Source organism: Streptomyces sp. NPDC005438, from assembly GCF_040606315.1.
Taxonomy (GTDB): Bacteria; Actinomycetota; Actinomycetes; order Streptomycetales; family Streptomycetaceae; genus Streptomyces.
On record NZ_JBEXEP010000007.1, the window covers coordinates 169,584 to 184,191 of the forward strand.

Annotated in this window: 11 protein-coding genes; 8 read left to right on the forward strand and 3 right to left on the reverse strand. The window is 70.9% G+C overall.

What is annotated here, in order from left to right:
- Positions 1-131: 131 nt before the first annotated feature.
- Positions 132-983: a DMT family transporter gene (locus ABZT14_RS16720; RefSeq protein ID WP_356302656.1), complete on the forward strand. Its 852-nt coding sequence runs from the start codon at positions 132-134 to the stop codon at positions 981-983.
- 113 nt (positions 984-1,096) lie between these two features.
- Here the strand turns inward: ABZT14_RS16720 and ABZT14_RS16725 are convergent, their stop codons facing one another.
- Positions 1,097-1,756: a TOPRIM nucleotidyl transferase/hydrolase domain-containing protein gene (locus ABZT14_RS16725; protein ID WP_356302659.1), complete on the reverse strand. Its 660-nt coding sequence runs from the start codon at positions 1,754-1,756 to the stop codon at positions 1,097-1,099.
- Between the two features lie 845 nt (positions 1,757-2,601).
- Here ABZT14_RS16725 and ABZT14_RS16730 point away from each other — a divergent pair.
- From ABZT14_RS16730 to ABZT14_RS16740, 3 genes are all read left to right on the forward strand, one after another.
- Positions 2,602-4,407, forward strand: coding sequence for an ABC-F family ATP-binding cassette domain-containing protein (locus ABZT14_RS16730; RefSeq protein ID WP_356302662.1), 1,806 nt, complete (start codon positions 2,602-2,604; stop codon positions 4,405-4,407).
- Between the two features lie 517 nt (positions 4,408-4,924).
- Positions 4,925-6,697, forward strand: coding sequence for a PQQ-binding-like beta-propeller repeat protein (locus ABZT14_RS16735; protein WP_356302665.1), 1,773 nt, complete (start codon positions 4,925-4,927; stop codon positions 6,695-6,697).
- Positions 6,698-6,934: 237 nt separating this feature from the next.
- Positions 6,935-7,639, forward strand: coding sequence for a response regulator transcription factor (locus tag ABZT14_RS16740; RefSeq protein ID WP_356302668.1), 705 nt, complete (start codon positions 6,935-6,937; stop codon positions 7,637-7,639).
- A gap of 79 nt (positions 7,640-7,718) precedes the next feature.
- On the opposite strand, the gene ABZT14_RS16745 is transcribed toward ABZT14_RS16740, so the two are convergent.
- Both ABZT14_RS16745 and ABZT14_RS16750 read right to left on the reverse strand, forming a co-directional pair.
- Positions 7,719-8,105 (reverse strand): hypothetical protein, encoded by a 387-nt coding sequence (locus tag ABZT14_RS16745; RefSeq protein WP_356302671.1) that lies wholly within the window; start codon positions 8,103-8,105, stop codon positions 7,719-7,721.
- A 22-nt stretch (positions 8,106-8,127) separates the two neighbouring features.
- A complete protein-coding gene (locus ABZT14_RS16750) occupies positions 8,128-9,798 on the reverse strand; it encodes a sodium:solute symporter family protein (RefSeq protein ID WP_356302674.1) in 1,671 nt (556 codons plus the stop codon).
- A gap of 340 nt (positions 9,799-10,138) precedes the next feature.
- On the opposite strand from ABZT14_RS16750, the gene galT reads away from it, so the two are divergent.
- From galT to ABZT14_RS16770, 4 genes are all read left to right on the forward strand, one after another.
- Positions 10,139-11,272 carry a galactose-1-phosphate uridylyltransferase gene (gene galT, locus ABZT14_RS16755; RefSeq protein ID WP_356302677.1) on the forward strand — a complete coding sequence of 378 codons (1,134 nt, stop codon included), beginning with the start codon at positions 10,139-10,141 and terminating at the stop codon, positions 11,270-11,272.
- Complete coding sequence (gene galE / locus ABZT14_RS16760) at positions 11,269-12,264, forward strand: UDP-glucose 4-epimerase GalE (RefSeq protein WP_356302680.1); 996 nt, start codon at positions 11,269-11,271, stop codon at positions 12,262-12,264. Before galT ends, galE begins: the two co-directional genes overlap by 4 nt.
- Complete coding sequence (galK, locus tag ABZT14_RS16765; protein ID WP_356302683.1) at positions 12,264-13,436, forward strand: galactokinase; 1,173 nt, start codon at positions 12,264-12,266, stop codon at positions 13,434-13,436. The genes galE and galK overlap by 1 nt, the downstream gene beginning before the upstream one ends.
- 377 nt (positions 13,437-13,813) lie before the next feature.
- Complete coding sequence (locus tag ABZT14_RS16770; RefSeq protein WP_356302686.1) at positions 13,814-14,563, forward strand: response regulator transcription factor; 750 nt, start codon at positions 13,814-13,816, stop codon at positions 14,561-14,563.
- Positions 14,564-14,608 lie beyond the last annotated feature (45 nt).

Below are 14,608 nucleotides of genomic sequence, written 5' to 3' on the forward strand. Positions count from 1 at the left end.
GTCGTACGGGCCCCTCTTCCGTCGTCCAGCGGCAGTGGCGCCCGGATCCGCGCTGGTCGAAGACCTCTGGTGACCTCCTACGCCGGCCAGTAGCGTGAGGGGATGCCGAACACCCCCACCACCGCCGCCCGTTGACGCCGCTGGTCGTCGCGGCCGTACTGGCGGCTGCGGTCACCCACGCCAGCTGGAACGCCATCGCGCACGGTCTCAAGGACCAACTGCTGGCGTTCTCCCTCATCGAACTCGCCGGCACCCTCTGCGGGTTGACGGCCGCCGTGTTCGTCCCCTTTCCCAGAGCCGAGGCCTGGCCGTACCTCCTCGTCTCCGTGGTGCTGCACCTGGGCTACATGGCCCTGCTGATGCGCTCCTTCCAACTCGGCGACTTCGGGCAGGTCTACCCCCTCGCCCGGGGTACCGCGCCCCTGGTCGTGACCGTACTGGCCGTTGTCGTCGTCGGTGAACGCCTCGACGCCTGGGCCACCGCCGGCGTCGCCGTGGCCTCGGCGGGACTGATGGGCGTCGCCCTGGTGGGGCTGCGCTCGGGTACGGCGCGCCACCGGACCCCGGCGGTACTGGCCGCCCTCGGCACCGGCCTCGCCATCGCCGCCTACTCGGTGGTGGACGGCGCCGGAGTACGAGCCTCCGGCAGTGCCCTGGGCTACACCGCCTGGCTGCTGTTGCTGATGGGGCCCGCGATCCCCCTCTACACCCTCGCCACCCGAGGGCGGGTGCTGCTCGCCCAGATGCGCCCCGTCTGGGCACTCGGACTCCTCGGCGGAGCGCTGTCCGGGCTCGCCTACGGGCTGGTGCTCTGGGCCCAGACCCGAGGCCCCCTCGCCCCGGTGGCCGCGCTCCGCGAGTCCTCCATCCTGGTGGGCGCCACCATCGGCACGGTCTTCTTCCGCGAGCAGTTCGGCCGGTTCCGCGTACTGGCCGCGGTACTGATGGTCGCCGGCATCTCCCTGATGCTGCACGGCAGTTGAGGCCTGGTGGCCGTGCGGCGGCACGGGTGGGGTGACGGGCGCCGGCCCGGTTCGTGGGCGGCCGCGGGGGAGTGGGGGAGGTCCACCGCTGGTCCGCCCCGTTCGGGACCCGTTCAGACGTGGGCGAGCAACTCATCCAGGGGGCGGGGCACCTGCTCGGGGCCCAGGGCCTCCACGAGCAACCGCGCGTACAGCGCCTTGCGCCCGCTGTGCGTGCCCATGAAGCGGTGGAGCTGGTCCTCCACGGGCCGGCCGCGTTGGGCGGGCTGCTTCTGGAAGGTACGGAACCTCCGCAGGTCACCCCCGAGTTGGAGCACCCGCTCCACGGTGCCGGTGCCCAGCGCCCGGATCAGCTCGTCCTCCAGATCGGCCACACAGACGAAGAACCCCAGCGACTCCAACCCCTCCGGCGTCAGTTCGGAGGCGACGCCGGCCCGTTCCAGGGCACGCCGAAAGTGCCGCTCCTCCCCGATGTCACAGAGCCCCGCCAGACCCAGGTCCAACCCCTGGGGACCGCACAGGTCGAGAAACCTGCCGATGCTGGTGGCGCCGCCGAGGGGTACGACGGGGACCCGCTCGGCATCCAGGCTTCGCCCCTGTCGGCCAGCCAGAGTGTCGAGGGCCACCCGGTCGCTCTCCCCCTCCACCAGTACGACGGTGCGCACGCCCAGTTCGGACACCAACTCCCGTGCGGTGTCGGCCGCTTCCCGTGCGTCGGCCCCTCCGGCCGCCGCTGTGACAGCTGCCTCCCGGAACCGGGTCAACTCGTTCATGGGTTCAGTCTCACAGCCTTCGCGTGGGGGGTGGGGAGGGGTGGGCAGAGGGGGCACGGCTGGCGGAAGAAAGGTGGAGGGCGGGGACGCGCGTGCGGGCAGCACTCGGGCAGCACTGTGCGCGGCGTGAGGTTGTTGTGTGTTGGTTGCCCTTCTTGGGGCCTCCCCTCCCCGTGCCCACCCTCCGCCACCACCACCTCTTGGCCGCTCAGGAGCCGCGCGTATCTCCTGAGCAGCCACTTCGGTCCACCCGCTACCCGGTCACCGGAGTGATCGGGAGGCGGGCCCGTACGGTCGAGGACCGAAGGCCGCCGCAGCACGCACCATGATGCACAAATCCCCTGACAGGTGCCGTGAGTTATCCACAGGCACCCCCACTCGTCATACAACCCCGCCCCGTGCTCCTCCCCGGCAGTTGACGCCTCGACCCCACCCACCGCGACCCTTCGCACCCCGCAGGCGCACCCTCGGCATCGCACCGCATCGAGGCGGGCCCCCACCCCGCCGCCCCGGTCACGTGACCCGCCACAGCGAGTTGCCCCTTCAAAGCACCCCCCACCACTCACCCCTACCACTCACTCACCCCACGACCAGGGCGCCCGTCTCCACCGTCGTCCCCACCAAAACGCCCCCACCACTCACTCACCCCACAGCCAGAGTGCCCGTCCCCACCCACCACCCCCCAAGATGCCCCCCACCACTCGCCCCCAAAGAGGTGCCCCCACCCCTCCCAAGGAGCCCCACCCAGCACCCCCCCAGGCTCCCGTCTCCCCACCACCGGACCAGGGGTACCCCCGTCACCAACTAGGCTGGGCGGCTTGGTCCACCCCCTGCTGAGGAGCCCCATGCCCGTCAACCTCGTCAACCTGGAAACCGTGAGCAAGGTGTACGGCACCCGGACCCTGCTGGACGGGATTTCCCTGGGCGTCAGCGAGGAGGACCGGATCGGGGTGGTGGGCCGGAACGGGGACGGCAAGACGACCCTGATCGAGGTCCTGGCGAAGAAGGTGGAGCCGGACCGGGGGAGGGTCACGCACCTGGGCGGTCTGCGGCTGGGGCTGCTGACCCAGCAGGACTCGCTGGACCCTGAGGCCACCGTGCGGCACGAGGTGGTGGGGGACCTGGCGGACCACCAGTGGGCGGGTGACCCGCGTATCCGGGACGTGCTGACGGGGCTGTTCGGCGGCCTGGACCTGCCGTCCTTCCCGTCCGGGCTGGACACCGTGATCGGTCCGCTGTCGGGTGGTGAGCGGCGCCGTATCGCGTTGGCCAAGTTGCTCATCGACGACCCTGACCTGATCGTTCTGGACGAGCCGACCAACCACCTGGACGTGGAGGGCATCGCCTGGTTGGCGCGTCATCTCGCCCAGCGGCGTTCCGCGTTGGTCTGCGTCACCCACGACCGTTGGTTCCTGGACCAGGTGTGCACCCGGATGTGGGACGTGCAGGGCGGGGCGGTCCACGAGTACGACGGCGGGTACAGCGACTACGTCTTCGCCCGGGCCGAGCGGGAGCGGATCGCGGCCACCGAGGAGGCCAAGCGCCAGAACCTGATGCGCAAGGAGTTGGCCTGGCTGCGTCGGGGTGCCCCGGCGCGTACCAGCAAGCCCCGGTTCCGTATCGAGACGGCCAACGCGCTGATCGCGGACGTACCGGCGCCTCGCGACCAGGCGGAGTTGATGCGCTTCGCCAACTCCCGGTTGGGCAAGACGGTGTTCGACCTGGAGGACGTGCGGTTGGAGGCCGGGTCCAAGGAGTTGCTGCACCGGCTCACCTGGCAGATCGGCCCCGGGGACCGTTTCGCGCTGGTGGGGGTGAACGGTGCCGGTAAGACCTCGTTGCTGAGGGCGTTGGCCGAGGCGGCCCGTACCGGCGGTGAGGTGCAGCCGGCGGCTGGCAGTATCCGGGTGGGGAAGACGGTGAAGTTGGCGTACCTGTCCCAGGAGGTGGTCGAACTCCCCGGCCAGCTGCGGGTGTTGGAGGCCGTGGAGCAGATCCGGGGGCGGGTGGACCTGGGCAAGGGTCGGGAGATGACCGCCTCTCAGCTGTGTGAACGGTTCGGCTTCGGCAAGCAGAAGCAGTGGACGCCGGTGGGGGACCTGTCGGGTGGTGAGCGTCGGCGTCTGCAGATGCTGCGGCTGTTGATGGACGAGCCCAACGTGCTGTTCCTGGACGAGCCGACCAACGACCTGGACATCGAGACCCTGACGCAGTTGGAGGACCTGCTGGACGGGTGGCCGGGGTCGCTGGTGGTGATCTCCCACGACCGTTTCTTCCTGGAGCGGACCACCGACCGGATCTACGCGCTGCTGGGGGACCGGACGTTGCGGATGCTGCCGCGCGGGGTGGACGAGTACCTGGAGCGTCGGGAGCGGCTGCGGACGGAGAGCGTCCCCGCCCCGGCGGTGGCCGCTCCGGCGGCGGAGAAGCCCCGTTCGGCGGCGGTTTCCCGGGCCGCGCAGAAGGAACTGCAGCGGGTGGAGCGCCGGTTGGACCGGATCGCGGAGCAGGAGAAGACCCTGCACGCGGGGATGGCGGAGCACGCCACGGACTTCACGAAGGTCGCCGAACTGGACGGGACCCTGCGGGAGTTGGCGGCCGAGCGCGAGGAGTTGGAGAACCGTTGGCTGGAGCTGGCCGAGGAGGCGTGACCCGAGCCGGCGGCTCCTGGGCAGGGGCGGCCGGGCCGCCGCCGGTTCGGTACCGGCGACGGGTGTGCGGACGGCGCCCCCGGCACGGGTTGTCGGTGGGGTGTGAGGGAGGCCACCGCCCGGTGGCCGGCCCGGTTCGTACGGGGGCGGGGGCCCGAGCTACACGGGGATAACGGCGCCGTCCCGGGCTGGTATCGGGGGCCTGTGGGCCGGGGAACCACGGTGAGAGTTGTCGTCGTCCAGTGGTAGAAAGAACTACCGCTCACATCGTCGATGTTTGACGCGCTGGTGTCCGATTTCGCCACTTTCGTTGTTTCTGGTGGCCTGTGGGGCGGCGGCTCGTCGTTAACGAGGGAATCCCATGTCGCAACCACCTCCCCCCAGTCAGCCGCCACCGGGTGGCGATGGTGCCTCTGGTAACACCCCTGGTTACGGTTATCCGCAGCAGCCCGGTGGGCAGGGCCAGCCCGACCTGTCGAAGAGCTCCGACAAGGGCTCGTCGTCCGACGGCGGTTCGGTGAACGACGCGCAGACCCAGGCCGGCCAGCCCACCCCTCCGCCGCCGCCCGGCGGCTCCCCCAACGACGGTCGCACCCAGGCCGGCGGGCCGGTTCCGCCTCCGGCGCCCCCGGGAGGCTACGGCTACCCGCAGCAGCCCGGTCAGACGCCGCCCCCGCCTCCGGGTGCGCCCGGGTACGGGTATCCGCAGACGCCTCCGCCCGGTGCCCACCAGGGCTACGGCTACCCGCAGCAGCCGGGCCAGACGCCGCCCCCGCCGCCCGGGTACGGCTACCCGCAGACGCCTCCGCCCGGTGCCCACCAGGGCTACGGCTACCCACAGGCGCCGATGTACCAGCAGCCCGGCGGTTATCCGACGGTGCCCGGCGGGCCCATGCCCCCCGGTGGTTCCGGTGGGGGCAAGGGCAAGCTGTACGGGATGATCGCGGGCGTGGTGGCCCTGGTGGTGATCGCCGGACTCGGGGTGTTCTTCCTGGTCGGGAAGGACGACGACAAGGGCGGCGACGACGAGGCGAAGCCCAAGCCGACCCAGACGCAGGAGGGCGCCACCAAGCCCCAGTCGACCGACGGCAAGCAGCTGTTCAAGGTGCCGGCTCCCGGCACCTCCGGTGAGTTCAGCAGGGACTCCCGTGGTGCCTGGGCCACCGACAAGCTGTTGGTGAAGACGGCCGTGGACCACGTGGTGGGGTACGACCGGGACAGCGGGCGCGAGGTCTGGAAGATCCCGGTGGGCAAGGGCACCTGCACGGCGACCGAGACGCAGAGCGCCGACGGCAAGGTCGCCGTCACCTACACCGAGAAGGCCCCCGAGAAGTCCCTGGTCAAGTGCGACACCATGGCCCTGCTGGACATCCGCAAGGGCAAGAAGGTGTGGGACAAGCCGCTGCCGGGCGGTGAGGGGTACTCCACGCTGTCCTCGGTGGCGATCACCGACGACATGGTGGCGGTGGCGAACGGCTCCCGTGGTTCGGCGGGTTACCGCCTCAGTGGCAAGAAGCTGTGGCAGCAGACCGCCAGCGGCAACTGCGCGGACTACGGGTACGCGGGGGGCAGCCGCATGTTGGCGGCGGTCCGTTGTGGGACGTTCACCAACAGCACGTACAAGGTCCAGGAGCTGAACTCGTCGGGCAAGAAGGTCAAGGAGTTCAGCGGGCTGCCCAACAAGGTGCAGGCGTTCAACATCGTCTCGGTGGACCCGCTGGTGGTGGGCGTCGGCGTGGGCGACTACTCGCTGACCGACCTGTACACGGTGGACGAGTCGTTCAAGAAGAAGGCCCGCATCTCCGTGCCGAAGGACAAGTACGAGCTGCGGTGTGACACCGACTGGGGTGTGGGCGGCTGCTTCAACGTCGTCGCCGACGAGAAGGGCGTGTACCTCCCGTCCAAGGAGCACGAGGGCAGCTCCGCCTACGGCCGGACGAACGAGATCTGGGCCTTCGACTTCAACACCGGCAAGACCCTGTGGAAGGCGGACGCCGGGGAGAAGCGCACCATGCGGCCCATCCAGAAGGCCAAGGGCGGCATCCTGGCGTACAAGGGCTCGGGTACGGACATCGGTGGCGAGGTGATCCACATCGACACCTCCGGTTCGGAGGCCAAGCAGTCCACCTGGCTGCGGCTGCCGTTCACCGACGAGGAGCGGAACCTGTCCTACGGCATCAGCCGGGACATGGTGATCTACCGGGACGGTCGCCTGTTCCTGCAGTCGAGCACGGTACGTGACTCCGACCTGAGCAGGTACATCGCGCTGGGCTACGGCAGCGCCAACTAGACACCGGGCCGAGTGGCCCGAGTACAGGGGCCGTTGGACCACCGTGGGAACGCGGGGTCCGGCGGCCCCTCGGTCGTTCCGGGGCGTTCCCGGGCGGCTGCCGTCGGGGTCACGATGTATGGCCGAAAGCTGACGCCAGGTGTAGCTTGCCGGGAATCGACAGGGGGACCGGGGCAGGGGGAGGAAAGCGGACTCCAGGGCTCGGGCGACACCGGGAACCGTGGGAAGAGGGAGCGGATGAGCGCGCGACTGATCGTGGTGGACGATCACCGGCTGCACGCCGAGGCGTTGGCCTCGGCGTTGAAACTGCGCGGTCATCGGGTGCTCGCGGCCACCGCCCCGTGTGGTGGGGCGGCCGACCTGGTCATCGCCCGGGCCCCCGAGGTGTGCCTGATGGGTACGGCCGCCCCGGCCGAGGCCGGCGCCTTCGACCCGGTGGTGCGGATCAAGCAGGAAAAGCCCCAGGTCGCGGTGGTGGTGCTGGGACCGGTGCCCAACCCCCGTGGGGTGGCCGCCGCGTTGGCGGCCGGCGCCTCCGGCTACGTACGGCACGACGAGCGCATCGACGGAGTGGAACGGGCCATGCTCAAGGCCCGGGCCGGGGAGTCGGCGGTCGCCCCCCAGCTGTTGCAGCAGTCCTTCCGCGAGCTCCTGTATCCCTCGGCGGAGCCCGACGACGAGGCGGCCCGGCTGCTGCGGGTGCTCACCCCCCGGGAGGTGGAGGTGCTGGTGCGGGTGGCGGAGGGCGAGGACACCCAGCTGATCGCCCAGGGCATGGGGATCGCCTCCAGCACGGCGCGTACCCATGTGCAGCGGGTGTTGATGAAGCTGGAGGTCGGCTCGCGGTTGGAGGCCGCCGCCCTGGCCGCGCGTACCGGGCTGTTGGACCGGGCGGGCGGGCTCGCCGCCGTCACGGACCGGTCCGGTACGGCCCCGGGCTGAGCCGGGGCGGTTCCTCCACGGACACGGCCGCCCCCGGGGTGTGCCGGGGGCGGCCGTGGGGATCAGGCGGGCGTGCGGGTCAGGTGCCCTGGCCCTCCTGGGCCTCCCGCAGTTCCTCGGGTGGCGGTGGCGGGACGGTGGGGCTCACCCGCAGCCAGACGAGGAAGAACAGGCCAAGTGCCAGCATTCCCAGTCCGGTCCACAGGTTGATGTTGATGTCCTGGGCCTTCTTGAGGTCCTCGTCCGAGGCGAAGATCCCGGCGACGGTGACGATCACCCCGTAGACCACGAACAGTCCGCCGATGATGCGGCGTACGTCGAACAGTCGGGCCGCGGTGGCCGACTGCTTCTCCAGTTCGGTGACCTCCTCGGCGACGGCCGCCGGGTCGGTGGAGTGCAGGGACTCGGTGGAGTGCAGGGACTCCGGGCCGGGGGTGTGTTCTTCGGGGTTGCCCTGGGTGCTCATGGTGAGTCAGCTCCTCGCGGCTTCAGAAGGAGAACGGGATGTAGCAGGCGGCGGCGAGGATGATCGCGCCCCAGCCCAGCAGCGCGGGGCGGCGGTACCAGGCGTCGTCGCCCTCGGCCGGTGGTTCCTGCATCCCGGGGGAGGTGGTGCCGTACACCAGCCCGGCCAGCTGCTCGACCGGCTTGGGCCTGGTGACCATGGTGAGGACCACCATGACCACGCCGCCGACCACGAAGGCGACGATGGAGGAGACGAAGTTGGCGCCCTGGTCGCTGGGGATGCTGATGACGCCCTGCTTGTAGAACCAGAAGTAGTTGATCATCGCGGCGAGGGTGCCGCTCAGCAGGCCCCAGAAGCCGGCGGCCGGGGTGGTGCGCTTCCAGAACATGCCGATGATGAAGACCACGAACAGGGGGACGTTGAAGAAGGAGAACAACGTCTGGAGGTAGTTCATGATGTTGCTGAACGAGGCGGCGATGAACGCGGTCCCCATGCCGATCAGCACGCCGACCGCGGTGATCACCCGCCCCACGTGCAGGTAGTGCTCGTCGGTCCGGCCCTTCCGCACGTAGGCGGCCCAGATGTCGTTGGTGAACACGGTGTTGAACGAGGAGACGTTCGCGGCCATGCCGGCCATGAAGGCGGCCAGCAGACCGGTCACCGCGATCCCCAGTACGCCGTTGGGCAGCAGGTCCCGCATCAGCAGGGGGATGGCGTCGTTGTACTGGAGCCCCGAGTCGGCCTTGCCCAGGGTGGGTTCCATGACCAGGGCGATCAGGCCGGGGACGACCACCACCATGGGGATGAGGATCTTGGGGAAGGCCGCGATCAGCGGGGTGCGCTTGCCGGCCGACATGTTCTTCGCCGACAGCGCCCGCTGGACCTCGGCGAAGTTGGTGGTCCAGTAGCCGAAGCTCATCACGAAGCCCAACCCCAGCACGATGGTGAGCCAGTTGGCGCCCAGCGGGTTGTCGGAACCGATGCCGGTGCCCTCCCAGGCGGTGAGGAAGGCGCCGCCCTGGGAGTCGGTGAGCGAGTCGGACAGCCCGTCCCAGCCGCCCACCCGCTTCAGGCCGACCACGGTCAGCGGGATGAGGGCGGCGAGGATCACGAAGAACTGGAGCACCTCGTTGTAGATGGCCGAGGAGAGCCCGCCCAGGGTGATGTAGGCGAGGACGAAGAAGCCGGCCACCACGATGGCCACCCACTGCTGCCAGCCCAGCAGGGCCTCCAGCACGATGGCCATGGCGTAGAGGTTGACGCCCGCGATCAGCACGGCGGAGACGGCGAAGATCACCGAGCTGAGCAGGTGGGAGGAGGGCCCGAAGCGGTGGAGCAGGAACTCGGGCACCGACCGCACCTTGGAGCCGTAGTAGAAGGGCATCATCACCAGGCCGAGGAAGACCATGGCGGGGATGGCGCCGATCCAGTACCAGTGCACGGTGTAGACGCCGTACTGCGCGCCGTTGGCCGCCATGCCGAGGATCTCGGTGGCCCCCAGGTTGGCGGCCACGAAGGCGAGACCGGTGATCCAGGCGGGGAGTGACCGGCCCGAGAGGAAGAAGTCGAGGCTGGTCTTGACGCTGCGCCGGGCGGCGAAGCCGATCCCGAGGACGACCACGAAGTAGATGCTCAGCAGCGTGTAGTCGAGAGCGTTGGTGTCGAGCCGAAGCCCTTCGGCCAGATGTTGCATTCTCACTCTTTTCGCGGGGGTACGGGGAGGCACCGCCGCCCGATGAGATCGGCGGCTCTGGCTCGTGGCGCCGGCTGTGCCGCGAACCGGGGCGAAACTACTCCCCACACTTAGCTTTTTGAAGACACTTGTTGCACTTTGCTGTTTGGTTATGGTCGAGTCGAACGGATCTCGCTGGCGACTTCGTGAGATTGTCCGGGAATGCCGGTTGTTGCCCGTGGGGCACGCGGTGCATTGACCAAACTGTGCGGTTGTGATTCATTGTGTTGAGTTGTGTTGGAGTGGGGTGGGTTCGCGGTCGGGCAGCCGGGCGGTGCCCCGAGTCCGCTGGAGGAGAAGCGTGAGAAGGACCAGCCGCCGCCTCGCGGACGGCCGCGAGATCGTCTACTACGACAGCCACGAGACCCCCCGACAGGCCGTGGACCAGCGGCCGTTGGAGCCCACCCGCACCGACTCCGAACTGCGCTTCGACCCCCTGCTCGACGAGTGGGTGGACGTCACCGCCCACCGGCAGTCCCGCACCTACCACCCGCCGCCCGACCAGTGCCCGCTGTGCCCCAGCCGGGAGGGCCGCCCCAGCGAGATCCCCGAACCGGACTACGAGGTGGCCGTCTTCGAGAACCGGTTCCCCTCCTTCGCCGGGACGCCGGCCCCCGGGGAGACGTCGCCGCCCGGCACCCCGGGGAGCGGAACCGACCGGACGGGCGGGGAGCCGCCCCCCTTCGCCAGCCGCCCGGGGGTGGGTCGCTGCGAGGTGGTGTGCTTCACCCCCGACCACCGGGCTTCCTTCGCCGACCTCGACGAACCCCAGGCCGCCCTGGTCCTGGCCGCCTGGACCGACCGCACCGCCGAACTGTCCGCCCGGCCCGGAGTGGAGCAGGTCTACTGCTTCGAGAACCGTGGCCCGGAGATCGGGGTCACCCTCGGCCACCCCCACGGCCAGATCTACGGCTACCCCTTCATCACCCCCCGTACCGCGCGGGTGCTGCGCTCGGTCGACGCCCACCACCGGCGTACCGGGGGCAACCTCTTCGACGAGCTGGTGGACCGGGAACGCCGGGACGGCCGGCGGGTGGTGCTGGACACCGGCCACTGGACGGCGTTCGTGCCCCACGCCGCGCGCTGGCCGTACGAGGTGCACCTCTACCCCCGGGCCCGGGTGCCGGACCTGCCGTCGCTGGGGGCCGGGGCGAGGGCGGAACTTCCCGGGGTCTACCTGGAGTTGCTGCGGCGCTTCGACCGGATCTTCGGCCCGCAGGCCCCGCCCACCCCGTACATCTCCGGCTGGCACCAGGCGCCGGTGGGGGAGGCGCACCGGGAGCGGTTCGCGCTCCACCTGGAGCTGTTCACCATCCGTCGGACGTTGGACAAGCTGAAGTACCTCGCGGGATCCGAGTCGGGCATGGACGCGTTCATCAACGACGTACCGCCGGAGGCCGCGGCACAGCGACTGCGAGAGGTGGCGAGCGAGTGAGCGAGAAGTACCTGGTGACCGGCGGCGCGGGATACGTCGGCAGTGTGGTCGCCGCACATCTGGTCCAGGCGGGCCACGAGGTGGTCGTCCTGGACGACCTGAGCACCGGCTTCCGGGAGGCGGTGCCGCCGGGCGCGCGACTGGTCGAGGGCCGGGTGCAGGACGCCGCCGCCTGGCTGGACGACTCCTTCTCGGGGGTGCTGCACTTCGCGGCGTTCTCCCAGGTGGGGGAGTCGGTGCGGCACCCGGAGAAGTACTGGCGCAACAACGTCGGCGGCACCCTCGAACTGCTGTCGGCGATGCGGGCGGCCGGGGTGCGCAGGCTGGTGTTCTCCTCCACGGCGGCCACCTACGGCGAACCGGTCCGCACCCCGCTGACCGAGTCCGACCCCACCGCGCCCACCAGCCCCTACGGCGCCTCCAAGCTGGCCGTGGACCACATGATCGCCGGCGAGTGCCTGGCGCACGGGCTGGCCGCGGTGTCCCTGCGGTACTTCAACGTGGCCGGCGCGCACGAGGCGCCGGACGGCAGGTGGTACGGGGAGCGGCACGATCCCGAGTCCCACCTGATCCCGCTTGTCCTCCAGGTGGCCCTCGGGCAGCGGGAGGCGATCTCGGTGTTCGGCGACGACTACCCCACCCCGGACGGCACCTGTGTACGGGACTACATCCACGTCTCCGACCTCGCCGAGGCCCACCTGCTGGCCCTGGAGCACGCCCGGGCCGGCGAGCACCTGGTGTGCAACCTGGGCAACGGCGACGGCTTCTCGGTGCGGGAGGTGATCGCCAGCGCCCGCCAGGTGACCGGTCATCCGGTGCCCGAGGTGGTGGCCGAACGGCGGGGCGGGGACCCGGCGGTGCTGGTGGCCTCCGCCGACCGGGCCCGGGAGGCGCTGGGTTGGCGGCCCAGCCGTGCCGGGCTGGAGCGGATCGTGGCCGACGCCTGGCGGTTCGCCCGGGACGGCGCCGACCGGGGTGCGGGGGTGCGCTGATGGTGGCCCTCGGCCACGGCCCGACCGAGACCCGGGACGGTTTCCGGGCGGCGTTCGACACCGACCCCGACGGGGTGTGGGCGGCGCCGGGCCGGGTCAACCTGATCGGTGAACACACCGACTACAACGACGGGTTCGTGCTGCCGCTGGCCCTGCCGCACTCCTGCCTGGTGGCGGCGCGCCGCCGGGACGACGGGGTGCTGCGGCTGCACTCGGGGGACCGGCCGGAGGAGCCGGTACGGGTGGCGGTGGCCGACCTGCGTCCGGGCGACAACCGTGACCTGGGCTGGGCGGCGTACCCGGCCGGGGTGGCGTGGGCGCTGCGGGAGGCGGGGTTGCCGGTGGGTGGGGCGGACGTGCATGTGCGCAGCACGGTGCCGACCGGGGCGGGCTTGTCGTCCTCGGCGGCGTTGGAGGTGTCCACCGGGCTGGCCCTGTGTGACCTGTACGGGGTGGAGGTGGAGCCGCAGCGGTTGGCCCTGGTGTGCCAGCGGGCGGAGAACGCGTTCGTCGGGGTGCCGTGCGGGATCATGGACCAGACCGCTTCCGCCTGCTGTACGGCCGGTCATGCCCTGTTCCTGGACACCCGGGACCTGGGGAAGCGGCGGGTGCCGTTGGAGTTGGAGCGGGAGGGGCTGCGGCTGCTGGTGGTCGACACCCGGGTGCGGCACGACCTGGCGGACGGGGCGTACGCGGCCCGTCGGGCCGGTTGTGAGCGGGCCGCCGCGCTGTTGGGGGTGCCGGCGCTGCGGGACGTGGGGTTCGAGGAGTTGGACGCGGCGTTGGGACGCTTGGACGATCCGGCGCTGGTGCCGTTGGTGCGGCATGTGGTGACCGACAACCGGCGGGTGCGGGAGACGGTGGAGCTGCTGGAGTCCGGGCGTACCCGTGAGGTGGGGCCGGTGCTGTACGCCGGTCACGCTTCGCTGCGGGACGACTTCGCGGTCTCCTGCCCGGAGTTGGACCTGGTGGTGTCGGCGGCCGGGGAGGCGGGGGCGTTGGGTGCCCGGATGACCGGGGGTGGCTTCGGTGGGTCGGCGCTGGTGTTGGTGGAGGCGGAGCGGGCCGAGTCGGTGGGGGAGGCGGTGGTGGCCGCGTTCTCCGGGGCGGGTTTCGTCCGGCCGAGGGTGTTCACCGTGGTGGCGGGTGAGGGTGCCCGTCGGGTGGGGTGAGCCGGGTTCCGGGGCGGTGGGGTGCCGTTCGGGCCGGCCGGGGCGTGGTGTGCGGGGCTTCGGTGGAGGGGCTTGGCCTACCGGGACGTACCGGGGGTGGGGCGGGTTCGGTTTGCGGGGCCCTGTTCGCGGTAAGCAGTTTTGCCGTTGGCCTTCCCATGGGAAGGCGGGTACGTAGTCTGTTCAACAACGCGCCGGTGGGGGCCGGAGGCGGTCGGGTGCACGAGGACGTGTCGGCCGCCCGGTGCTGGAGGCGGGGGTCACCCGCCCGCGAGAGGGCGTGTCGAGGTCGTGTTCACGGGGCACTGCTGACCCCGTGGCGCTGGCCGTGTCCCGGGGCCGATGCCGGTCTTGTCCAGGACTTCGCAGGGGGTGCCATGCAACGGATCAGGGTGCTGGTGGTCGACGACCACCGCATCTTCGCCGAGTCGCTCGCCACGGCGTTCACGGCCGAACAGGATGTGGAGGTGGCGGCGGCCGGCAGTGCGCCGGCCGCTTTGCGCTGTCTGGAGCGCGGGGTGGCCGAGCACCGGCCCTTCGACGTCGCCCTGGTGGACGCCGATCTCGGCGGGGGCGAGGGCGAGGAGGGCGAGGGGCCCGTTGAGGGTGCGGTGAGCGCGCCGGGGGTGGCCCTGGCCGCCCGGATGCGGGTGACCCATCCACGGGTGCGGGTGGTGCTGTTGGCCGACCGGGACGATCCCCGGCACGCCGCCGCCGCCTTGCAGGCCGGTGCCTCGGGTTGGGTGGCCAAGGATTGTTCGCTCTCCCGGTTGCTCCAGGTGATCAGGGGCGTGCTGCGGGACGAGACCCATCTGGCGCCGTCGTTGTTGACCGGGGTGGTGCGGGAGTTGACGGTGACCCGTCAGCACCGTACGGAGAGTGAGCGTCTGGTGGAGGCGCTGACTCCCCGGGAGCGTGAGGTGCTGCGCTGCATGGTGGCGGGGTTGGGCCGCAAGGCGGTGGCGGAGCGGTTGTTCCTGTCGCCGCACACGGTGCGTACCCACATGCAGAACGTGCTGGGCAAGTTGGGGGTGCACTCGACGCTGGCGGCGGTGGCGCTCGCCCGGCGGGCGGGGGTGGATCCGGTGGAGCGTGAGGAGTCCTCGGCGGTCGCGGGGGCCGGTTAGGGCGCGGCTTCTCGTGGGTGGCCACGCGCCCGTGGTGGCTGGGCG